The sequence below is a fragment of the Hymenobacter sp. BT491 genome, assembly GCF_014349165.1.
GTDB classification, from domain to species: domain Bacteria; phylum Bacteroidota; class Bacteroidia; order Cytophagales; family Hymenobacteraceae; genus Hymenobacter; species Hymenobacter jejuensis.
On the sequence record NZ_JACSJJ010000004.1, the window covers coordinates 203,791 to 225,031 of the forward strand.

At 57.1% G+C, this 21,241-nt stretch carries 18 protein-coding genes; 8 read left to right on the plus strand and 10 right to left on the minus strand.

What is annotated here, in order from left to right:
- Nucleotides 1-203: 203 nt before the first annotated feature.
- Complete coding sequence (locus H9I52_RS17610) at nt 204-1,196, plus strand: YpdA family putative bacillithiol disulfide reductase (RefSeq protein WP_187454950.1); 993 nt, start codon at nt 204-206, stop codon at nt 1,194-1,196.
- A 93-nt stretch (nt 1,197-1,289) separates the two neighbouring features.
- Here H9I52_RS17610 and H9I52_RS17615 read toward each other — a convergent pair whose 3' ends face one another.
- From H9I52_RS17615 to H9I52_RS17625, 3 genes are all read right to left on the minus strand, one after another.
- Nucleotides 1,290-2,726 carry a G-D-S-L family lipolytic protein gene (locus H9I52_RS17615; protein ID WP_187454951.1) on the minus strand — a complete coding sequence of 479 codons (1,437 nt, stop codon included), beginning with the start codon at nt 2,724-2,726 and terminating at the stop codon, nt 1,290-1,292.
- Between the two features lie 22 nt (nt 2,727-2,748).
- On the minus strand, nt 2,749-4,035 hold the full coding sequence (locus tag H9I52_RS17620) for an OmpP1/FadL family transporter (protein WP_187454952.1): 1,287 nt from the start codon (nt 4,033-4,035) through the stop codon (nt 2,749-2,751).
- 148 nt (nt 4,036-4,183) lie between these two features.
- Nucleotides 4,184-5,029, minus strand: coding sequence for a cyanophycinase (locus H9I52_RS17625; protein WP_187454953.1), 846 nt, complete (start codon nt 5,027-5,029; stop codon nt 4,184-4,186).
- Between the two features lie 481 nt (nt 5,030-5,510).
- Between H9I52_RS17625 and mgtE the strand changes: the two genes are divergently transcribed.
- Both mgtE and H9I52_RS17635 read left to right on the plus strand, forming a co-directional pair.
- The gene (mgtE, locus tag H9I52_RS17630) at nt 5,511-6,893 is read left to right on the plus strand and encodes a magnesium transporter (RefSeq protein ID WP_139515027.1); all 1,383 of its coding nucleotides are present in this window, start codon (nt 5,511-5,513) and stop codon (nt 6,891-6,893) included.
- A gap of 53 nt (nt 6,894-6,946) precedes the next feature.
- On the plus strand, nt 6,947-7,636 hold the full coding sequence (locus tag H9I52_RS17635) for a hypothetical protein (RefSeq protein ID WP_187454954.1): 690 nt from the start codon (nt 6,947-6,949) through the stop codon (nt 7,634-7,636).
- Nucleotides 7,637-7,675: 39 nt separating this feature from the next.
- On the opposite strand, the gene arfB is transcribed toward H9I52_RS17635, so the two are convergent.
- Entirely contained in the window at nt 7,676-8,086 is a 411-nt protein-coding gene (gene arfB, locus H9I52_RS17640; protein ID WP_187454955.1) for an alternative ribosome rescue aminoacyl-tRNA hydrolase ArfB, read from the minus strand.
- Between the two features lie 187 nt (nt 8,087-8,273).
- Nucleotides 8,274-9,047 carry a septal ring lytic transglycosylase RlpA family protein gene (locus H9I52_RS17645; RefSeq protein ID WP_187454956.1) on the minus strand — a complete coding sequence of 258 codons (774 nt, stop codon included), beginning with the start codon at nt 9,045-9,047 and terminating at the stop codon, nt 8,274-8,276.
- Nucleotides 9,048-9,438: 391 nt separating this feature from the next.
- Between H9I52_RS17645 and H9I52_RS17650 the strand changes: the two genes are divergently transcribed.
- Together H9I52_RS17650 and H9I52_RS17655 are read left to right on the plus strand one after the other, a co-directional pair.
- Nucleotides 9,439-10,353 carry a DUF72 domain-containing protein gene (locus H9I52_RS17650; protein WP_187454957.1) on the plus strand — a complete coding sequence of 305 codons (915 nt, stop codon included), beginning with the start codon at nt 9,439-9,441 and terminating at the stop codon, nt 10,351-10,353.
- Nucleotides 10,354-10,509: 156 nt separating this feature from the next.
- Nucleotides 10,510-12,618, plus strand: a complete 2,109-nt coding sequence (locus tag H9I52_RS17655) for a matrixin family metalloprotease (protein ID WP_187454958.1) — start codon at nt 10,510-10,512, stop codon at nt 12,616-12,618.
- Between the two features lie 104 nt (nt 12,619-12,722).
- On the opposite strand, the gene H9I52_RS17660 is transcribed toward H9I52_RS17655, so the two are convergent.
- Complete coding sequence (locus tag H9I52_RS17660) at nt 12,723-13,667, minus strand: 3-oxoacyl-ACP synthase III family protein (RefSeq protein ID WP_139515033.1); 945 nt, start codon at nt 13,665-13,667, stop codon at nt 12,723-12,725.
- A gap of 159 nt (nt 13,668-13,826) precedes the next feature.
- Here H9I52_RS17660 and H9I52_RS17665 point away from each other — a divergent pair, with 159 nt between their 5' ends.
- Nucleotides 13,827-14,408, plus strand: a complete 582-nt coding sequence (locus H9I52_RS17665) for a hypothetical protein (RefSeq protein WP_187454959.1) — start codon at nt 13,827-13,829, stop codon at nt 14,406-14,408.
- Between the two features lie 29 nt (nt 14,409-14,437).
- On the opposite strand, the gene H9I52_RS17670 is transcribed toward H9I52_RS17665, so the two are convergent.
- The 3 genes from H9I52_RS17670 to H9I52_RS17680 form a co-directional block, all read right to left on the minus strand.
- Nucleotides 14,438-15,487 carry a DUF3667 domain-containing protein gene (locus H9I52_RS17670; protein ID WP_187454960.1) on the minus strand — a complete coding sequence of 350 codons (1,050 nt, stop codon included), beginning with the start codon at nt 15,485-15,487 and terminating at the stop codon, nt 14,438-14,440.
- Nucleotides 15,488-15,654: 167 nt separating this feature from the next.
- Complete coding sequence (locus H9I52_RS17675) at nt 15,655-16,350, minus strand: head GIN domain-containing protein (protein ID WP_187454961.1); 696 nt, start codon at nt 16,348-16,350, stop codon at nt 15,655-15,657.
- 146 nt (nt 16,351-16,496) lie between these two features.
- A complete protein-coding gene (locus H9I52_RS17680) occupies nt 16,497-17,816 on the minus strand; it encodes a carbohydrate porin (RefSeq protein WP_222940554.1) in 1,320 nt (439 codons plus the stop codon).
- A 215-nt stretch (nt 17,817-18,031) separates the two neighbouring features.
- Here H9I52_RS17680 and H9I52_RS17685 point away from each other — a divergent pair, with 215 nt between their 5' ends.
- Nucleotides 18,032-18,502 (plus strand): nuclear transport factor 2 family protein, encoded by a 471-nt coding sequence (locus H9I52_RS17685; RefSeq protein WP_187454963.1) that lies wholly within the window; start codon nt 18,032-18,034, stop codon nt 18,500-18,502.
- 61 nt (nt 18,503-18,563) lie between these two features.
- Here the strand turns inward: H9I52_RS17685 and H9I52_RS17690 are convergent, their stop codons facing one another.
- Nucleotides 18,564-20,621, minus strand: a complete 2,058-nt coding sequence (locus H9I52_RS17690; protein ID WP_262386125.1) for a M13 family metallopeptidase — start codon at nt 20,619-20,621, stop codon at nt 18,564-18,566.
- 145 nt (nt 20,622-20,766) lie between these two features.
- Between H9I52_RS17690 and H9I52_RS17695 the strand changes: the two genes are divergently transcribed.
- Nucleotides 20,767-21,198, plus strand: a complete 432-nt coding sequence (locus H9I52_RS17695) for a hypothetical protein (protein WP_187454964.1) — start codon at nt 20,767-20,769, stop codon at nt 21,196-21,198.
- Nucleotides 21,199-21,241 lie beyond the last annotated feature (43 nt).

Sequence of the window (21,241 nt, forward strand, 5' to 3'; positions counted from 1 at the left end):
GCCGGTTTTAAGCGACGGCCGTGATGGCAAACGCGCGCCATGCTTTACTCAACGTCGTAGCGGCGGATCAAGTATAAGAGTTTTCAATCCTGATTGACGCTGTAGCCCGTGGCTTACGTTCACCCGAAGACAGGCAGGATCATCGGGAATGAACCTACGGGTACGCCAATGGTTTAGTGTACAATCCTCCATTTCTTTTTGCTGTGCAACAGATTCTTTCTTACGATGCCGTGGTTATCGGGGCTGGCCCGGTGGGGCTCGCCAGCGCTATTGAAGTGCAGCGCCGTGGCCTCTCGGTGTGCGTGATCGACAAAGGGGCTTTGGTAAATTCCATTGTGGGCTACCCCACCAATATGGAATTCTTTTCCACGCCCGAGCTGCTCGAAATCGGTGATTATCCCTTTCCTACGGCGCACTACAAGCCCTTACGCGAAGATGCCCTCGACTATTACCGCCGGGTGACGGTAGCCGAAAAGCTTACGCTCCGCCTCTACGAGCGCGTAGTACGGCTCGAGGGCGATGCCGGAGAATATACCGTCGTTACCGACAAAGCGCAGATTGCCACGCGACACGTCATTATCGCCACAGGATTCTTCGACATTCCTAATAAGCTGGAGGTGCCCGGTGGCAACCTTCCCCACGTAAGCCATTACTACAAAGAGCCTTACGCGCACGTCGATCGGCCGGTGGTGGTGATCGGGGCAAAAAACTCGGCGGCGAAAGCGGCGTTACAGATGGCGCGCGCCGGTGCCCACGTCACGCTGGTGGTGCGCGGCGCTGAGATCTCCGAATCGGTGAAATACTGGATTCGGCCTGATCTGATCAACCGCATCAAGGAAGGCCGCATTAAGGCGTATTTTAATACTCTGGTGCAAGCCGTCACGCCTGAAGCCGTAGAGTTGCTCACTCCCGATGGGCCGGTGTCGGTGCCGGCTACTTACGTATATGCGCTTACAGGCTATCGCCCTGATTATGCGTTGCTTATGGCTTTGGGGATTACTACCCAGAACGACGCTGCCAGCACGCCTTCGCACAACCCGGAAACCTTCGAAACCAACCGGCCCGGCGTGTATCTGGCCGGGACCGTCTGCGGGGGCTTGAACACGAGTCGTTGGTTTATTGAGAACGGTCGTTACCACGCGCAGGTGATTGCCGAGCACATCGCGGCTACCACCAACGTGCCACAGCCTTCTTAGGCAGTCCTATTAAAACGGTATTGTATATTACCAAAAAGCCCCGTTTCTGAATCAGAAACGGGGCTTTTTATTGAATTTGCTAACGCTACGAGCTTATGGGAAGGTTACGCCGCGGTAGTTGTTCGGATCGACGCTCGGGATAGAGGCACCGTACTGCTGGTTGATCACGCGGATCATTTCGTTGGCCAGTACCGCATAGCCACGCGGCGTAGGATGCACCCCATCGAGGCCAAACAGATTGCCCGAGATGAAGGAAGCCGTGTTGTTTACGCCATTCGTCACAAAGCCGCCAGTTGCCACGCGCGAGAAGAACCCGTTGGCATCGAAAATAGCAAGGCCTTTAGCCGTAGCCTTAGCCGTGATGGCACTGTTGAAAGCCGTAGTAGCTGTGGCAACTAGTTTCTGCTCAGCATCGTCGAGCACCAAGGTGCTTGGGATTGGGTTTTTAACATCGGCTCCGAATGCTTTCGTAGTGTCGATGCCCTGCAGCGCCAAGAACACACTCAGGGTTACCGTTGGAGGCAAAGAAGCTTTGGCTTGGGTATAGACATCGCGCCAAGGCTTGCCCGTATTTGGTCGACCAAAGAGGGGCAGATAAGGAGCGGAAGTAAGCGTAAACAGTTGTTTGCCGCCTGTAGCATCCTTGATGTCCGTAGTAGGAACGGTTATCGTTTTGATCGTGGTACCAGGCGTAGTAGAGAGGCCGCCCGTGTGCACAATGATAGCCGGCACTTTGTTTTCCGTCAGAGTAGCCTTAAATGAAGGACCAACCGTGGTAAAGAACGGAATACCTGTTACATCGGGGATGGTGCTTACCAAACCTTTTGCGCCATTGGCCGTCAGGGCGTCAATGACTTTGTTGGTCTTATCCGTAAAGTCTGCTACTGGAGTAAGCGAGCTGGCCGCGCCGCCGGCGGTAGCAAAACCCAGCACGTCGTTGTTGCCCAACCATTCGGTGAAGAAGGTAGGGTTAGAGGCAGCTACCCGTTGCAGATAGGTTTGGGTCGGCGTGGCATCAGGGGTAATGCGCTCGAAATAAGGGTTGCCTTGCGTACTGCCGTAACCCGCCGTTTCAATATCCGACATCCGAATACCGGGTACACCCAAATTCTGAACCGGATCTAAGTATTTGGTATACAATGGTTTAGCAGCCGTAGCACCAGCGCGCAGAGCCAGTTTGTCGGTAACCGGTGTCGTGATGGGAGAGCCGGAAGCCGTGAAGCCGGTTAGGCGCAGGTAACCCGACCCATTCTCTTGGCCGCTAGCAAATAAGGGCTGCGTAAAGTCGCCGCCGCCTACTTTCTTAAACTGCTGAGCCAACAGGTTTGGATACGAGTTCAGCTGTCCTTCTAAGTACAGGCCGCCATCGGAGTAGCCCGCGGTCAGGGAATTGCCGACTGCGATGTAGCGCGAGAAGTCGGCAGTGCCTTTGCTGGCTTTGAGGTCTTTCTCCAGATCGGGTTGGCAACCACCTAGTACTAAGCCCATTAGCGCTAACGCCGGGGCAATTTGTTTATAAATCTTGTTCATATGAAAAAGGCTTTCGCAGAGCTTAGAAGTTGTAGTGCAGACCCAATCCTGGAACAAAGATGAAAGTCTTGTAGGTCCCGGCTACGCGGTCGGTAGTGCCGTTGGTGATCAGATCACGCTGGGTTTGCGAACGCTTCTTGAAATCTTCAAACAGGAAAGAAGCATCCACGCCAAAGTGTTCGCCTACGTCGTAGGAAGCACCAGCTGACAGAAGCACGCGGTCAGCGTCCGGCGTTTCCGGCGTTACGTAGCCGTCTTTCACGGGCGAAAAGTCATACCCTACGCCGGCACGAAGTGCAAGTGCATCCGAAACTTTGTACTGACCGCCCAAGCGGAAGGTAAGGGCGTCTTGGTATGAGCGCTTGGAAGAGCTGAAGTTGGCACCGCCTACTTGGCCATCGACACCGCTAGTACCACCTTGGCCGTTGTTGCCGCTAAAAGCGAAGTTCAGCGTCTGGTACTTGCTCCACTGCACGTAGTTGGCATCCAGACCGATGGTTACTTTATCGTTTGGCGTAACCCCGACGCCGAAGCTAAACGTAGCTGGCAGGGGCAGCGTAACGTCGAACTTGGTAGCCGTGAAACGCGACCCAAACGACGAAGAGATGTTGTTGAAGCTTACGTCGCCGCTCTTGACGTGCGCATCAACTTTCGAGCGGTAGCTGAAGCCCAGGCTAACGTTGTCGGTTGGCTTAAAGTAAATGCCAGCGTTGTAGCCCAGCTTGTGTTCGGCTTTGCCGTCCAATTCAATGCTGCCATTGGAGCTAGGCAACGGGATGTCTTTCTGCAGATTAACGGCGCCGTACGCCAGCACCACCAGCCCGGCACCCACACTGATCTTGTCGGTAAGTGCGTAGCTTATTGTGGGTTGCACAAAGATAGATTGTAGGTCAATCTGAGTGAGCGAATAGCGGCCTTCCCAGCCGCTGGCATACTCCAGCTTGCTGCCAAAAGGCGTGTACACCGCAATACCCGCCCGGAATTTGCCTTCGGCGGGGCCAAAACTAGCGTAGAGGTTAAAAGGGGTTACGACGTTATGCTGCAACTCGCGCTGCGTGCCTCCGCCTGGCTGGACGTACGATACGCGGGCCAAAGCAGCGTTCACACCTACCTGAACGCCGTTTTGACGAATCATGGCCAGCGCACCAGGGTTATAGAACATGGCCGCGTGGTCCAAGGCCAGGCCTACTCCGACCCCACCCATGCCGACGTTCTTTTGCCCGGCTAGGTTCACTTGGAAGCCACCCGCAGTAGCCGCCGTGCCTGTAAGCAGCGCACCACCCACGAGGAGTAGAGATTTTAACTTCATAAGAAAGAAAAAAGAGTGAAAATTGGGGATTTTGGGACTAAATGTAACGAAAAAACACAGGAGTAGTCGGCTTGCCGAGTTTTTTATGCGTTGGCTTGGGACGCGGTAAAATGCCCTAAGCCGGCCCGATCTTAAAACCGGTATAATATTAGAAAAAAACGCCGCCCTTTCCCTCCTCTTCGGCATTTTCTCCATTTAGTACTTGCCGGTTTTGCAAGTCAAAGCGCTGGCCGCTTACCAGCAGATGCACCCGCAGATCCTGCCCCGATACGGGCTCGCCGCGCCCGATGCGCCCAAGGTTGCTGCCTTGCAGGTGTTGCCCGTCCACGGCAATCACGACGCCGTCGCCGAACACCTCGGCTTCCGTCCCACCCCGGATGATCAGTCCAGTTTCCTGGCCCAGCCCCAACCCTAGTCGCGTGGGATGTTGTAGCACGGCGTGTGCCAGCCGGCTAAACCGGCCTCTTTCGGCAAAGTGCTGATCTATATACAGTTCCGACAGCAGGCCCAGCCCCGGACCCGTGCGCAGGCCGCCTTTCGTGAGCGACCGGGCGCCGTGGCCTTCCACAATCATGCAGTTGGGCATCACGGCAGCACCGGCACTGGTGCCAGCCACGATGAAGGAAGCATCGCGGCGGTAACGATCGGCGAGCGTAGCCAGGGCGCGGGTGCGCTCCCAAAACTCCGTAATGCGCTCTTGGTCGCCGCCCGTGAAGAACACGAGACCGGCCCGCTCCAGCCGCTCCAGATACGGGGGACTGTCGGCGTGGTGACGCTCATCGACGCGCATGTGGCGGGCAGCCCGGCACCCCAAATCGCGGAAGGCATCGACGTAGGCCGGGCCGGTTTTACCCGGATTGGGTGCCGCCGTGGTCACGATTTCGACGTGCGTCGTGGCGGGATCAGGCAACATATCGGTGAGCCGCGCCAGCAGCTCGTCGTCGTCGCCGCCGCCCAGCGCCACCAACGTACCCAGCGGAAATGTATCGGACATAACGTTCTATATCTAGCTAAACCAAAATGGTGCGAAACGGCCGGCTGACAGCTTAAGGTCAAGCTGTTGTAAGGGAGAAATAAACGGACAGTTCGACTAGCGAGCAAACTTACGCCTCCAAAGCGCGGCCTTCTGCCTAGGCTGCATACGGCTAAAATGCTCGGGGCGGCATTGCATTTTAGCATCTACCTCACCTTGAGCCGCTTACATAATAAGCGAATTTCTACCGATTGCTGTTGCTTCCAAGATCAGTCTGGCAAGGCACACAAGCATATTCCGAGCAAAAGACTAGGCCGAAAGTCGGATTTGCCGAAAAAATCCAACTGGAATGGCCTCGGCGGCGAACGAATCGGGCGCGGCTATGAGTTAAAGAGAAAAGCGCACGTACGGTGGCGGTTACGCCGGTTTTTTCGGCTACTTTTGCGCGCCCGTTTGGACCAAAATCTTCTGCCTAGCGAGAAAATCCCTCCTTTCTTAGTTCATGAATCAGCACCCGACTACCGACCAAATTACGTCCCTGATTCAGGAGGGCGAGTTTTTCAAACTTAAGGAAGTGCTCAAGGAATTTGAGCCGGCCGAACTCGTGGAGCTTATCGAGGCCGAAGAGGAGCGCGAGCAGCTGATTATTTTTCGGCTTTTGCCGCTGCGCCTCGCCACGCAAGTGTTTGAGTATCTGGACCTTGACATTCAGAAACATTTTCTGGTCAATCTGTCGCAGGACAAGATCACGGACATTCTGAACGAGATGTCGCCCGACGATCGGACGGCGCTGCTGGAGTTTCTGCCCGATGACTTTGTCAAAAGCCTGATTCAGACGCTTTCGGAGCCCGAGCGCAAGGTGACGCTGGAACTGCTCGGCTACCCCGAATACAGCGTGGGCCGCCTGATGACGCCCGACTACATCGCGATCCGGGAGAACTGGACGGTGCAGCAAGTGCTCGACTACATTCGGCAGCACGGCGGGCAGTCCGAGACCCTGAGCGTGCTCTACGTCACCGACAGCCGCGGTGTGCTCATCGACGACATCCGCATCCGGGAGTTCCTGCTCGCCGACCCCGCCATGCGCGTCAACGAGCTCATGGACCGCCGCTACGTGAGCCTGCGCGCCATGCAGGACCAGGAAGAAGCCATTGAGGTATTCCGCAAAAACGACCGCATCGCGCTGCCCGTCGTCAACGACGACGGCGTGTTGTTCGGCATTGTTACCATCGACGACATCCTCGACATTCGGGAAGAAGAAGACACCGAGGACATCCAAAAACTCGGCGGTTCGGAAGCCCTCGACGAGCCTTACCTGATTATTTCGCTGGCGCGTATGGTGCGCAAGCGGGCGGGCTGGCTGGTAATTCTGTTTCTGGGTGAGATGTTCACGGCTACGGCCATGGGCTTTTTCGAGGGCGAAATCGAGAAGGCCGTGGTGCTGGCGCTGTTCGTTCCGCTGATCATTAGCTCGGGCGGCAACGCCGGCTCGCAAGCTACTTCTTTGATTATCAGGGCGATGTCTTTGGGCGAGGTAACGCTGGGCGAATGGTGGCGCGTCATGCGGCGCGAAATCCTGTCGGGGCTGGCGCTGGGTGCCATTCTGGGGCTGGTCGGGTTTATCCGCATCGTGATTTGGCAGCTTTCCGGTTTTAAAGACTACGGCACGCACTGGACCCTGATTGGCTTTACCGTAGGCTTTTCGCTGGTGGGCATTGTGCTGTGGGGTTCGCTCGCCGGCTCGATGCTGCCGCTGCTGCTCAAAAAGCTCGGCTTCGACCCGGCTACCTCGTCGGCGCCGTTTGTGGCTACCCTTGTGGACGTAACGGGCCTGGTCATTTACTTTTCCGTAGCGACGCTTTTTTTGAAAGGAACAATTTTATAAGTTCCCCAGCATAAGCGTGTTATGGTATGCATCAGCTGGCCTGCTTACGACGAATGGTATGGGTTGGCCTGGGCTGGGCGCTGGGCGGCTGCGCGGCCGTGGGGCACGTAACGCAGCTAGACGACAACTGGTATCATGTGCTGCACGTGGGCGGCGACGACTCGCTGGCCCGCGCGGTAGCGAAGCACAACGTCTTTGTGCAGCAACACGGCGACACGCTGGTATTCACGCCACCGGCCACGACCGAAGCGGCGCGCCCGGTATCATGGTACTACCGGTTGCAGCCTGAGCACCATGTATTGCTGCTCAAGCGGCACTTCGATGTGGACGTGTTTACCCTGCCCTTCAAAGTGCGACCGCCACGGGCGGGCGTCCCGGTGCAGCTCAACACCAATTTCAACGCGGCGCTGTATGTGGGGCAACGACTTGATTTCTACTACCTCAACAGCCGCCGGGCCACGCCTTGGCGGCAGGCGCCGCGCATCCGGGCCACGGGCTTGGGCTACGGGCTATTTTTGGGCTTGGGCTCAGCCGACATCTCCGAATACGTGACGCAGCAACAAAACACGTTCGAATACGAAGGCATGGTGTTGCACGCAGGAGCTGCTACTATATACGATGCGCTCAACTTTAACGTGGGCTTAGCCGTCGGCTTCGACCACCTGCTCGGCGCGGACGGCCGCTATTGGGTCTATCAGCACCGTCCGTGGTTTGGGGTGTTGTTTGGCCTAGACCTAAATTAATCTTGCACAAGTATTTGTTAGACAAATACTTGTGCAAGATTACTGTATATCGGGGCGGCTGCGGCTTGCCTTTTTCTCGCTGTGTTTTTTCTTGGAAGCAAGCCGCTCGCGTACAGCGCCGGCACTGGGCTTGGTGGCCCGCCGCGGCTTGGGTCGGCGCAGGGCGCGTTGCAGCATATCGTAAAATTTTCGCAGCGCCGTTTCCTTGTTGCGCAGCTGGCTGCGGTCTTCTTGGGCCGTAATGAGAAGAAACCCTTCGGCCGTGAGCTGCTTGCTGAGCTTGTCCAGCAAGGTTTGTTTTTGCTCCTCGGTCAGGAGTTGCGACGAGGCGACGTGAAAGCGCAACTCCACCTTCGACTCTACTTTGTTCACGTTTTGCCCGCCCGGACCGCTGCTGCGGGCGGTTTGGAGCTGAAGTTCGGGCAGGAAAGCGGAGGCCGGAGGAAGCATGGACAACAAAACGGGCGATAAGGCTCCGAAGTTATGCACTTCGCTACAGTCAACTGCGCACCGCATTAAGACCAGCAAGCCCCAAAAACGCAAGCAACTGATTTACAACCAACTACAACGACCCTGAGCGCACCGATACCCTGGTGGACTCGGGGTCATTGTAGTTGGGTTATGGCTTCGAAACGGGCTAACTACCGAGGGGTACCTGGCGGACCAGGCCGGTAATGCCGCGCTGCTGAAGCTTGCGCCGCACGGCTTCGGCAGCGCCGCGGTCGGCAAACTGACCTACTACCACCCGCTTCAAGGCACGGCCGTTGATGGTTTCTTCGGAAATAGTCACAACCAATTGATTATCAAGCGCTTGTATTTTAGCCTGAACAGCTTGCGCATTGAGGGCATTGCTGAAAGTGCCGGCTTGCACAATGTAAGCGGGTGAATCGAGGGTTTTGGGCACTTCGCTTAGCACGGACGCATCGGCCGCCGACACGTCCATGGTAGCGGAAGTGGCCAGTAGGTTCATGTCGTCCTGCAGCACATCGAGGTCGTCGGGAGCATCGGTCGGGCCAAGCGGAATGTTGTTTGGCACTACTTCGGCTACCACGTCAACGGCGCCCTGCTGCACAATGCCCAGCGGACGGGCGGCTACTTCGGCCAAATCCAGAATGCGGGCGTGGCGAAACGGGCCGCGGTCGGTAACGCGCACGACTACCGATTTGCCGTTTTCGGGATTGGTCACCCGCACATGGGTGCCGAAAGGCAACGTTTTGTGGGCGCAGGTGTATTTAAATCGATCGAACCGCTCGCCGCTGCTGGTGCGCTGGCCTTGGTGCTCCCGACCGTACCACGAGGCGCGGCCTCGCATTACGGCTATTCTGCGGGAGGTGGTGGTGGCGTTTTCGTCCTCGCTGCTTCGCATGGCACTGGCTCCTTGCGGGATGGCCAGCAGCAGTGTGAAAAGCATAACCATCATCAAGCCGGAAACATGCAGTCGTGGGGGTAACGTCATTCGGTTTCTGTGTTGTTGAACGGAACAAAACTATTACCGAGATACAAACTGCTCCTGTTATTCCAAGCACTTTGCTCCATCAGAGGACAAAAAATTATCTTTTACCAATAAAATTTGCACAAAATATATAGAGGTCATTCTTGGCAAAATGTGCATTTGTGTTTGTTTAAGGCACATTTTGCACTATAGAAAGACATCATTTACAGCCTCAAGAAATGCGATTATGAGCTGGGCAAAAAATTTTGTCATTCTGCCGGCCGCTACCTTTGAAAGGCGGTTGGTAAAGTCCCGGAAATTTCCTAAGGCATAAAGCAATCATACTACCTCATTTAACCGTAAGCAGAACATGGATTTTGGTCGTCTTTCCGACTTGCGCTACGTCGATTTCCGGCTGCCCCCCGATCATCCGGATACGGCGGCTGTATTGGCACGCGGCGCTATTTCCGCCTCGCAGACTCGAAATGTGTACGTCGGCTGCCCAATATGGACGAATAAAGCGTGGTTAGGCTCTTATTTTCCGGCCGGAATTAAGGAAAACGAATACCTGCATTACTACGCCCGGCAGTTCAATAGCATTGAACTGAACACCACGCATTACCGCATTCCGGACGCCACGACGGTGCGCAAATGGCGCGACGCAGCACCTGTGGGATTCCGGTTTTGTCCTAAAATGCCGCAAAGCATCAGCCATGAGCGCGAATTGTACAATGCCGACGACCTTACACTAACATTCTGTCGAGCTATCAGCGAGTTAGGCGATCGGATGGGAATGGCTTTTTTGCAACTTCCGCCTACTTTCGGCCCTGAAAACCTGCCGCGCCTGGAACGGTATTTACTTGATTTTCCCGATTACGTTCCCTTAGCCGTCGAACTTCGTCACCCGGCTTGGTTTGCCGATGCTGGCCTGCGCGATGCCGTATATGCGTTGCTGGAAGCGTTGGGCAAAACACTGGTTATTACGGATGTAGCCGGCCGCCGCGATGTGCTCCATCAACGCCTGACGACTTCTACTGCCTTCGTCCGCTTCAACGGGCACGGGCTAGTGCCGAGCGACTACAGTCGCGCCGATGCGTGGGCTGAGCGGCTGGCGGCTTGGCTGGCGGCGGGCTTACAGACGGCGTATCTCTTTATCCATCAGAAGGATATCATGCATTCGCCCATCTGGACGCAGTATTTTCTGGATAAGCTCAACAAGCTGACTGGCCTAGCCATTGCGCCACCCAAGATCATTGTGCAACCTGTGCAGGGAAGCTTGTTTTAGAGCGGCCACAGGACCGACGCGCAGAATTTGAGAGTGAGCCCCGGCCACAACGGGGAGCGCTAGCTATCCGAAAAGTGGCTTTGACGTGGAATAGCCTCGGCCAGAGGTGGTGAAAAATCGTACTTTGTTGAAGTCTTCTTCGCTGTTAACTCCTGTATGAAGTTTGTTACTGTTCTCCGGCTGGCAGCTAGTCTGCTGGCAGTGGCTTCCGCTACGCTTAGTTATGCCCAAACCACCCAACCTGCCCTGCCCGAGCTTCGGTGTTTGATGGTGCCACTGGAACCCGAACGCCGGGCCCAAAAAGCTACGCTGGTGGTAGAAGGCGAAGTACTGGACGCCCGTAGCTTCTGGAATGCCCAGCACAGCCGCATTTACACGGCCCATCGCGTGCGAGTGTACAAGTCTTTCAAAGGCAGCGCCACCGCCGAGCTGACCGTGCTCACGGAAGGCGGCGTAGTCGGCCTTGAGCAGCAGACACTTACCAATACCCTGGCCTTGCGGCCGGGTCAGCAAGGCATTTTCTTTCTGTATCCTTCTCCTTTTGAAGGAGTTACTGCGGCTGGACCGGCCTGGGCGGCTTACGGCAGCCAACAGGGGTTTATTCGGTATGATCTGGCGGAAGCTACGGCTACCGAGCCTTTCCGGCAATATCCGGTGGTGGATGGGGATTTTTACGCTGAGCTTTCCGCCACCACGGGCCAGCCGCTCCGTGAGCTGACGGCCAACCCCGCCCTCAGAGCGGCCGTGGCACGACGCACGCAACGGCCAGTGGCCGCCCGGGCTACGGCTCCGGTGGTGGCTACCTTGGCACCCACTACCATCACAGCCGGCACGGGCTCGGTGCTTACCATCACCGGAATAGGCTTTGGCAACGACCGCGCAACGGGCTTTGTCGAGTTTAAGAATGCCGACGACGGCGGCGCTACCTACATCAAGCCCTTGGATACCGACTACGTGCAGTGGACCGACACGCGCATTCAGGTGCGGGTGCCTTCGTACGCGAGCGCGGGCAATCCGGCGGGTAGCGGCCAAGTGCGCGTAACCAACAACGACCAACTGAGCTCTACCAGCCCCACAACCATTACGGTGGTGTACGCGCTTTCCAACGTGCAGGAATCGACAACGAAGCTCATTTACCCGGCTGGCCACATCAACCAGAACCAAACCGGCGGCTATACCTTCCATTTCGACCCTACGTTCGCGGCCAACACGGCCGCTTCGCAGAGCTGGCAACGGGCGCTGGCAACCTGGCGCTGCCAGACCGGCATGAACTGGGAAGTCGGGACGACGCGCACCAAGCGGGGCGCCGAAAAAGACGGGGAAAACGCCGTCGGTTTCGACCAAGGGGCCGAGCTGCCCGACCGGGTTTTGGGCCGCACGACGAGTTATTATTCGGGTTGTCGCCTGAGCAACGGCACGGTCCGGTTCTACGTGACTGAAATCGACATGCAGTTTGACGAGGCCACGAACTGGCAATATGGCACGAATGCACCCACAACGCAACAGGTTGATTTTGAATCAGTTGCCGTACATGAATTAGGTCACGCCCATCAGCTCGCCCACCTGATTCTGCCGTCGGCAGTGATGCACTATGCCGTGGCCCGCGGGCAGGTAAGCCGCCAAATCAGCGGGCTAAGCGACATCCCGGGCGGACGGGTGGTGTTGCGTAACTACAGCTTTACGCTGAGTGGCTGCGGCCCGGCGGCCATGCTGCCGGCCCCGCTCGTGACGGTGCAGGCCAACAACATTGAAGGAGCCGGTTCGCAAGTCATCTGGACGACGCGCGACGAATGCTTCGTGAACGCCTTTGTGGTGCAACGCGCTACCTCCGATACCACCGTGTGGCAAACCCTAACGACTCTGCCCGCAGGCGCGGCCACCAACGGCTACCGCTACCTCGATGCGCAGGCGCCCAGCGGGCTGATCTATTACCGCTTGCGGCTACGGCGCCCCGACGGCAGCTTCGACACCACGGCCCCCATCGCCGTAACCGACGCCAACACCGACGGCCTGCAACTCTACCCGAATCCTTGGCAGGACGGGCCGCTGCGGCTGCAATACAGCGCTCAGGCCAGCGGCACGCTCACGGCGCGCATCTACGACGTCTTGGGGCGCACGCACGGCCTGTATGCCATCGACTACCAGATTGGGCTCAACATCTTGGGCATCAACCCCGGCAGCCTGCGGGCGGGCTGGTACATCCTGCGGTGGCGCGATTCGTCGGGCAAGAGTGGCTCCGTGCCATTTCTTCGCCTAAATCCTTGATGCAGCTATACAAAAAGGGCCGCAACGCGAGGTGTTGCGGCCCTTTTGAAAAAGCCATTATTGCTAAATGATTGACTATCAAATGTTTAGCAATAATGGCTTTTTTAGCGTTCTAATAGCATAGCGCCGTACGAATAGCCGCCACCAAATACGGTGATGACCACTTTGTTGCCCGGCGTAAGCTGCTCGCGCGTGTCGGCAAGGGCAATGGCCGCGCCTGCGCAGCCTGTGTTGCCAAGGTCCTGAATATTCGACACGGCGCGTTCGGTTGGCAAGCCCAAGCTTTCGAGCACGTTGCGCGTGATGCGCAGGTTGGCTTGGTGCGGAATCAGGTACGTTACGTCCTCGACGCCCAATTGATTGCGTTCGAGCAACTGGCTCGTGACGCGGGCCATATGCTGGCAGGCGTGCGTGAATACATCACGGCCGTGCGGCATCACCAAGCCGCGCTCGACGGGCTTGAGCGTGACCGCTGTGTTGGCTTTGCCCACCGTGGCAGCGCCGCCCGTGATGAGGTCCACCATGCGCAGGTCGGTTTCGGCGAGGCGCTCTTTGCTGATAAGCAAGGTAGCCGCCCCGTCGCCCCAGAGGTGGCCGGCGATGGTGTCTTCCTCATTGTTGTACGCCGTGTTGTGTTCCGACACTACGACCACCGCCCGCGAGGCTTTTCCCATGGCAAAATAGCCTTCCACGATCTCAATGGCGTTGAGCAGCGACGAGCAGGCCGAAGAAATGCTAACCACCGGAATATCAGCCACATCCAGAGCATGCTGCACGGCGTGGGCAACCGTAAAAATAGTATCGTAGGGCGTGTAGGTAGCCCCCACAATCAGGTCGAGGCCGTGGATAAATTCCGGAGCCGCCGCCAGGGCCCGTTGCGTGGCCTCGATGGCCATCGTGTTGGTGTTTTCGCCCACGGCTGCTTTGCGCCGCTCCCGAATGCCGGTACGCTCAATGATCCAGTCGTGCGAAAGGCCGTTGAGGCGGGTAAAGTGTTCGTTGGTGACAATGTGGGCGGGCAAATAGGCCGCAACCTGATGGATATACACGGGTGGAACTAAGCGAAAACGAAATGTAGGACTGGAACAGCGGGCGGGGGCAGAAAATGCAAATTACTGCACTTTTATGGAAGCGGCCCGTACTTTGCTCGGCAACCTTCGTTCAAACGGCGTCCAACGCATCAGGTTCAATCCGCTACTTACAAGATTATGACGCTCTCCCCTGCCGCTCGCCGGCTTGCCGCCGTCGCGGCTTTCGTATTGGCCGGCTGCTGGCTGTCGCCGGTCGCTTACGCCCAAAAATACCGCACCGCTACGGGCCTGCGCCTGGGCAAAAACAACTTTGGCGTAACCGTGCAGCAAAAGATTTTTGAAAAAACCACGCTGGAAGGCCTGGGCATCGCTTCCAACCGCGAGGTAAGCGCCACCATACTGGCCGAGCAGCATTTCCGCATTCTGGGCCCCAGCCTTAATTATTACCTGGGCGCCGGCGGCCACCTGGGCAACCACAAAGACAACGGGACTTTCGGCGGCCTCGATGCCATTGCCGGCGTCGAATACAAAGTTGCCCTGACGCGCCTGGTGCTATCGCTGGATTTTAAGCCGACGGTGGAATTCAACTCCGACGATTGGGCGCGGTTTCCCACGGCCATTTCGGTGCGCTACATTCTGGTGAAGGAAAAAAATAACGGCTTCCTCAACGGTGTATTCGGCGGCGATGACAAAGACAAGTCGAAACGCAAGAGCAAGGCCAAGAAGGACTCGCAGCGGCGCGGCTTGTTCGACTTTTGATATAAACATTTGATAATCAGATATTTATATCAAAACAGAATAAAACCCATTGCCAGCGCTGACACCACGGCAAACAGCAACGTGAAAGTATAAGTAAGGCCCAGCAGCAAGGATTTGCCGATGGTTTTGCCCCACGACTGTTGGTAAAACCCGTGCAGCGCCACGACGAAGTAAACGGGAATCAGCCACAGCAACCACGCCGAATACTCTTCGAGAAAGGGCGCGTAGCCCAAAAGCAGCACCGCCAGAAACAGCAGGAACAGAAAGCAATGCAGGTGGACCGTAAAAATCAAGTGCGCCACGTAGTTGCGGTGCTGCCGGAAGTACACGCCCTTCAACAAAAGCGCGGCCAGGGGCAGGAGCAAAAACAGGGCAATGGACAAAGCGCGCAAGCCCTGATGGATTTTCTCTGCGCGGGTCGTATCGCGCCAGTAGATAAACCGCCGCACCGATAGCCGGCCCCAGAAGCTGGACTTTTCGCCTTTGCTGCGCAGCACCGAATCGAGCTGAGCGTTGGTGGGCTCCGCGGGCAGGCGCTTGATTTCGTCGGGTCCTAGGTGGGTCTTGCCGATGGTGAACCCCACTCCCGGTTCATTTTTCGGTGCTGGCTTGGCCGTTGCGCGCGCGGGCACTCGCGCCGCGACGCCGGGTGGCACGAATCCCGCTTTTTGGAGGGAATCGAGTTGGCGCAAGCCTTGGTCGCGCTGTCGTTGCTGCTGGGCCGTGAGCGCTTTCTCCTGCTTTTTTTCTTCGTGGCCAAACCGCAGGGAAAGCACAAAAAAGAAGACAAAGCTGATGAAGATGTACAGCCGAATCGGCGGCACGTAAGGCACCCGGTGGCCAGCCAGAAACCGTTTGGTTAGCTCGCCCGGATGAAAAAGCAGCAACCACGCGGTTCGAAATACCTTACCGTCGAAGTGAAAAATGCCTTCAAGCGTTTCCTCCACCACGTGTCCAAACCCGATGTTGATGTCGTGGTTTTGCTGGCCGCACCTGGGGCAATAGTCGTCGGGCCCACCTTCCGGGAAGGCGTAGTAGCAATTGGCACAGACCGGAAGCTTTGTGTGCAGGTGAGCCATGAAAGGAGTGCTGCGTAACGGTGCGTCTATACTTTCTGGATTGCGCCGCAAGTAAGCATTTTCACGCCTGATGGCGATTTAGAATTTCGGCAACCTCCTCATAATCAACGAAAAAGGCGACTCGTAGTGAGTCGCCTTTTTCGTTGTTGGCCAGAGCTGAAAGCGCGTTAGCTGCGATGTACTTTGCCGCTGCCGATGATGGACGTGCTGATTTGCGGGTTGCCGTTGACGTACACATCGCCGCTCCCGATGATGCTGGCTTTCAGGGTTTTGGAAGCACTTATTTTACAATCGCCTGACCCGCTGATACTTACAGTAGCCTCATCGGATTTCAAATCCGTAGCGTTTACGTCGCCTGAGCCACTGATGCTGATCTCGTGCGTAGGGCAGGCGCCGGCCAACGTAATGCTGCCCGAACCTGATAGCGACGAGCTGAGTCGGGAGGCTTGCAGCGTCGGCAACTCCAGCCGGCCCGAGCCCGACACCGACAGATTTAGGGTGCTGGCCTTAATGCTCGTAGCGGCCTTCATCATTCCGGAGCCACTCACACTCAAGGCGTTGATGGTCGGCGCGGTGATGTACACCGTAATTTTGCCCAGGTTTCCGTGCCAGTTGTCTCGGGTACGGATGCGCAGCTTGTTGCCGTTCACTACCGTTTCGAGTTGGGCCAGATCGGCGGGTTCGCCTTCTACCTCCACCTTCTGTGGGCTACCTTGGCGCAGCACCACATTGCCGGACGTGGCAAACCCGATTTCAGTGAAAGACGCCACCTGACGCACTTCCCGAGTGGAAGCCAGCGCCCAGCCGGGCAACAACAGCAGCGCGGGCAACAGCAGTAGAAACAAACGAGACAAGGTTTTCATAGAGAATCGCAAGTTTGAGGTGAGGTAGTAGCCCTAAGATGCCGCAATGCCGACAACCGTTGCTCAACAGAAGTTACGAAACTATTCGTAAGCACACCGCCGCGCGGGCTTGTAGTCGGCAGTTGTAAGTGGCAAACTGCGCTGCGCTAAAAGGCCACGTGCAAACGCACTGCCACTACATGCACCGGCCCGCGGTCGCGGTTGTAAGCAGGGTGCAGCACAAACTGATAATCGGGGCTGACGGTAGCGTGCTGCTTCGGAAAATTGAGGCTGTAATAGGCTTCGGCAATCATTTCCGGCGCATAAGTAAGCCGGCCATCGCCGATGATGAAGCCGTGACCGCCCGCCGCCAGATAGTCGCGGTGGGCCGTAGAAAGCCCGTTGCCGACCACGGCCAGCCCCAGGCGGTCGTCGGGGCGCTGCCAGGTGGCGCCGGTGCTGGAAAGCCCGGCGCTCAGCGAACGATCAATTTCGGTGAACGCCCACGTTTCGCGGCGGCCGTCGTTGTAGCTGAGGCGAGCGAAAGCGCCGATCTGTTCGGTGAGTTCCTGCTCGGCATTCAGGCCAAAGCCGGTTTTGGTGCGTCCGTTTACGCGGGTAGCCGTGATATCACGATCGTCGCGCAGCATGGCCAAATGGTAGTCGCCCATGTCGGCTACCGTGCGGAAGCCCAGCATGCGCACCGTGCCGGCGCGGCCGCCCACGGCGTAAGTACGCGACAGCTCCAAGGTTTCGGAATGGGCGGTGTGGTAGTGCTTGTTCAGGATGGGACCATTGGCTTCCAGCGGCACCAGCGAGGTGGCAGCACGCAGCGCAAAGCTTGGCGTAACATACTCGCCCACAGCCCCTACCGTATAGCCGCGTGTATTGGCCGGATAATCCCAAGCGCCGTTGCTCATCAGGCCCCAGTTCATAAACTGGCTGCGCGGATCGTGGCTGTAGCTGTTCTGATCGAAGTAGTCGGAAAGGCTGAACTTGCCCACGTTCAACGCAAAAAACCGCGTTGGCGCCGCCCCCGCGATCTGGTTGGGAGCGTCGTCGGTGGGCGTAGTAGAGGCGTCCAGCGCCCAAACTTGCCGCAAAAACAAGCGCGCCAGATACAGCTTGGGCGCCGGATCGCCGATGCGGAACGTTTCGCCGTTGGTGAAGCCCGCAATGCCGCGCGCCGCGCTCAGCCCGCTGCCGCCCGCCAGCTCGGGGTTGAAATAAATGCTGGCCCCGCGCCACAGCTGGCGGCCAATGAATACGGTGCTGGTCAGGGAGGTTTTGGCGCTTTCGCGGGGCCGCAGGCTGTATTCGCCAGTATATGGCGCCGAAAAATTGGCGTGCCATTGCGTGATGACGGTCTGCTGAAAATGCAGGCTCCAGGAGCGGGTCCGGGTAGTGTCGGCGGGAGTTGTTTGGTCGGGCGCCGGAGAAGGGGCTGCGGAAGGAGGCGCTGGCGGCGTATTGGACTGCGCGGGCACGGTTTGCGCCTTCGCATGTATCGCATTGATTATCAATAATATACAAAACAGTCGCCGAAATGCGGAAAAAGGAAGCATAGCTGAAACAGAGGGTGCAGGCAATAGATCTTCGCGAAGCACACCCCGCCACTATGTATAATGCATGAACGCCCCGCCGGGCTGTCTCCGACAAGACTCATTTTTTCCCATCTTTAGCCCACCCTTGCCCTACCGCCATGCACCCACACGAAGAACTTCTGCACCGCTTCTACCAAGCCTTTCAGCGCCGCGACGCGGCGGCCATGGCGGCCTGCTATCATCCGGAAGCGACCTTCGAAGACCCTGCTTTTCGCGTTTTGGAAGGCCGCCAGATCGGGGCGATGTGGCACATGCTGTGCGCCCGCAGCAAAGATTTGCGCTTGGTTTACAACGGCATCCGGGCCGACGACCAGCAAGGCCAAGCCACTTGGGATGCGCACTACACGTTTTCGCAAACCGGGCGCTTCGTGCACAACCACATTCAGGCTCGCTTTACCTTCCAAGACAACAAAATCTTGACCCATCACGACCGGTTCAGTTTCTGGCGCTGGTCGCGGCAGGCACTGGGGCTCATGGGTTGGCTGCTGGGCTGGACGCCGTTGTTGCGCAACAAAGTCCAAGCCACCGCCCGCCAGAATCTGGAAAAGTTCATGGCCAAGCATAGCTAACAGCAAAAACGCCCCCTCCTTGAAGAAAGAGGGGGCGTTTTGATTTTTTACAACTATCTGATTACCATATTTTTACACGCGAGCTATCGGCGCGCCAGAGCTTCTCGCCTTGCTTGATATTGAAGGCTTGATAGAACTCCGGCACGTCGGCGAAGGGGCCGTTTACGCGCAGATTAGCTGGCGAGTGTACATCGGTGAGCACGCGCTGGGCGAGTACTTCGTCGCGCTGGTGGTTTTGCCAGCCAAGCGCGTAGCCCAAGAAATAGCGCTGCTCCGGCGTGAGACCGCCGATTTTCTCGCCTTTCTTGTACTCGTCGGTTTTCTTAAAGGCGTCGAGAGCAATGACGATGCCGCCCAGGTCGGCAATGTTTTCGCCCGCGGTAGCCTTGCCATTAATATGCAGACTATCAAGCACTTGATAGCCGTTAAACTGCCGCACAATCCCGTTGACACGCTGCTGAAACAGCTTGCGATCCTGCTTGGTCCACCAATTGCGCAGGTTGCCTTTCTCGTCAAACTGGCTGCCTTCATCGTCGAAGCCGTGGGTGAGTTCGTGGCCGATGGTGCTGGCGCCCGCATAGCCGTAGACGATGGCATCGTCGGCGTCCTCGTCTTTGAGGCCGGGAATGGCGAAAATGGCGGCCGGCAACACAATTTCGTTGTTGCTGGGGTTGTAATAGGCATTATACGTCTGGGGCGTCATTTCCCACTCGGTGCGGTCGACGGGCTTGCCCAGCTTGTTGATATTGTAGTTGTACGACCACTGGCTGGCCCGCATCATGTTGGCGGCGTAGGAGCTACGGTCGATTTTGAGGTTGGAAAAGTCCTTCCACTTATCGGGGTAGCCTACTTTCGGGGTAATCTTGCTGAGCTTCACCAAGGCCTTTTGCTTGGTTGAGTCGCTCATCCAGTCCAGCTTCTGAATGTGGTCGCGGAACGACGAAACTACGTTGGTAACCAGTTTCTCGTAGCGTTCCTTGGTTTCGGGCTTAAAGTATTCTTTTACAAATAGTTGACCCAGCATCTCGCCCATTGCGCCTTCTTCGTCATCGAGGACGCGCTTCCAGCGGGCGCGCTGCTCTTTGCGGCCCTGCAGAATGGTGCCGTAGAAATGGAAATGCTCGTTGTCGATGGCGCGGCTCAGGTTGCTGGCGTACGCATTGACCAGTTGCCACTGCAAGTAGGCTTTCCAGTCATCGATCGCCGCGGTTTTCAGCAGCTGGCCCGCCGTTTTGTAGAACTCCGGCTGGCCCACAATCACGGTGTCGGCTTTGGCAAGATTCATCTTGCCAAGCCACGTTTTCCAATCGAGACCGGGCGTGAGCTTGTCTAAGTCGTTCACGGCCATCTTGTTGTAGTTGGCGTACGGGTCGCGCAAGGCTTCAAGCTTTCTCGACGAACCGGCCAGCGTTGTTTCCAGCTTCACTACGCGGGCGCTGCTGGCTTTGGCGGTCACCGAATCCTGTCCCATTAGCTGGAACATCTTGGCGACGTGCTTGCCGTATTCCTTGCGGATGTTGGCCGTGCGTGTGTCTTTGTTAAAGTAATAGTCGCGGTTGGGCAGCCCCAGGCCGGTTTGCCAGAGTTGCAGCGCCATTTTATCGCTGTTTTTGGCATCCTGCGCTACAAACGGCCCGATCAGAGCGTTCACGCCCAGCGGTTTGAGGCGGGCAATTTCGTCCTGCACATCCTGCGAGGTGCGCATGGCAGCAATGCGATCTAGCTCTGGCTTTAGGGGGATAATACCCTGTTTGTCAGCCTTTACCGAATCCATGCCGGTGGCCCAGAAGTCTCCGATCTTCTGCTGGTTGGTGCCGGCCGCTGCATTAGCCTTGGCCGCCTCTTCGTTGATGGCGCGCAGGCGGGCATATATCTCGTTCTGCACCTCTTTGCCAATGCCCCACGAGCTTTCGGAGGCCGGAATAGGGTGCTTCTTAAGCCAGGCGCCGTTGGCGTAGGTGAAAAAATCGTCGCCGGGGCGCACGGTGGTGTCGAGGTTGGCTTGCAGCAAGTCGCCCTGGGCAGCCCCAGATTTGCCGTTCGGCTGGCAACCTGCCAGCGCAGCAGCCCACAAAGCACTCATCAACAGCCATTTACTGGCAGCAGAGGTATTGTTCATAAAAGTAGAATGGTGGAAAGAGAAGTCTGCCACGAAAGTAGGTTTTCTGGCCAGATGATAGGACTACAGCAGCGCCTCAGGGTTGCATTTCCGTTAGTACCTTCCCGGAGCGCATTGCGCTCTTCGTCTTAAGTACCTGCCTCTTATGTCGCTTCTGCATCTTCTAGTGCTCAACTTTGCTTTGGCTGCTTACCTCACCGGTGTCATCTGGACCATACAGTTGGTGCATTATCCCAGCTTCGCCGACGTGGCGCAGGACCGATTTGTGGCTTTTCATCAAAAGCACTCCAACCGCATCAGCTGGGTCGTGATGGCGCCGATGGTGCTGGAATTGGGCTCGGGCGCGTGGCTGGCGTGGCAAGGACGCAGCTTGGGCCAAAGTGTTTGGTGGGCGCTGGGACTGGTTATAATCGTCTGGTTGTCAACCTTTTTCATTACAGTGCCTTTCCACAACCGTTTGGGTCAGGGATATAATTACATCGCCATCGACGGCTTGGTGCGCACCAACTGGATCCGCACTTTGGCGTGGACGGCGCGAACCGTGCTATTGGGATGGCTGCTGTGGCCGAGGATATAGCGCATTCGATACTGCTACAATTTTAGGGTTCTATGACCTGCTT

Coding starts and splice junctions, on each gene's coding strand:
- H9I52_RS17615 (WP_187454951.1), bottom strand. CDS start 2,726: ATGAACAAGATTTATAAACAAATTGCCCCGGCGTTAGCGCTAATGGGC.
- H9I52_RS17620 (WP_187454952.1), bottom strand. CDS start 4,035: ATGAAGTTAAAATCTCTACTCCTCGTGGGTGGTGCGCTGCTTACAGGC.
- H9I52_RS17625 (WP_187454953.1), bottom strand. CDS start 5,029: ATGTCCGATACATTTCCGCTGGGTACGTTGGTGGCGCTGGGCGGCGGC.
- mgtE (WP_139515027.1), top strand. CDS start 5,511: ATGAATCAGCACCCGACTACCGACCAAATTACGTCCCTGATTCAGGAG.
- H9I52_RS17635 (WP_187454954.1), top strand. CDS start 6,947: ATGGTATGGGTTGGCCTGGGCTGGGCGCTGGGCGGCTGCGCGGCCGTG.
- arfB (WP_187454955.1), bottom strand. CDS start 8,086: ATGCTTCCTCCGGCCTCCGCTTTCCTGCCCGAACTTCAGCTCCAAACC.
- H9I52_RS17645 (WP_187454956.1), bottom strand. CDS start 9,047: ATGCTTTTCACACTGCTGCTGGCCATCCCGCAAGGAGCCAGTGCCATG.
- H9I52_RS17650 (WP_187454957.1), top strand. CDS start 9,439: ATGGATTTTGGTCGTCTTTCCGACTTGCGCTACGTCGATTTCCGGCTG.
- H9I52_RS17655 (WP_187454958.1), top strand. CDS start 10,510: ATGAAGTTTGTTACTGTTCTCCGGCTGGCAGCTAGTCTGCTGGCAGTG.
- H9I52_RS17665 (WP_187454959.1), top strand. CDS start 13,827: ATGACGCTCTCCCCTGCCGCTCGCCGGCTTGCCGCCGTCGCGGCTTTC.
- H9I52_RS17670 (WP_187454960.1), bottom strand. CDS start 15,487: ATGGCTCACCTGCACACAAAGCTTCCGGTCTGTGCCAATTGCTACTAC.
- H9I52_RS17675 (WP_187454961.1), bottom strand. CDS start 16,350: ATGAAAACCTTGTCTCGTTTGTTTCTACTGCTGTTGCCCGCGCTGCTG.
- H9I52_RS17685 (WP_187454963.1), top strand. CDS start 18,032: ATGCACCCACACGAAGAACTTCTGCACCGCTTCTACCAAGCCTTTCAG.
- H9I52_RS17690 (WP_262386125.1), bottom strand. CDS start 20,621: ATGAACAATACCTCTGCTGCCAGTAAATGGCTGTTGATGAGTGCTTTG.
- H9I52_RS17695 (WP_187454964.1), top strand. CDS start 20,767: ATGTCGCTTCTGCATCTTCTAGTGCTCAACTTTGCTTTGGCTGCTTAC.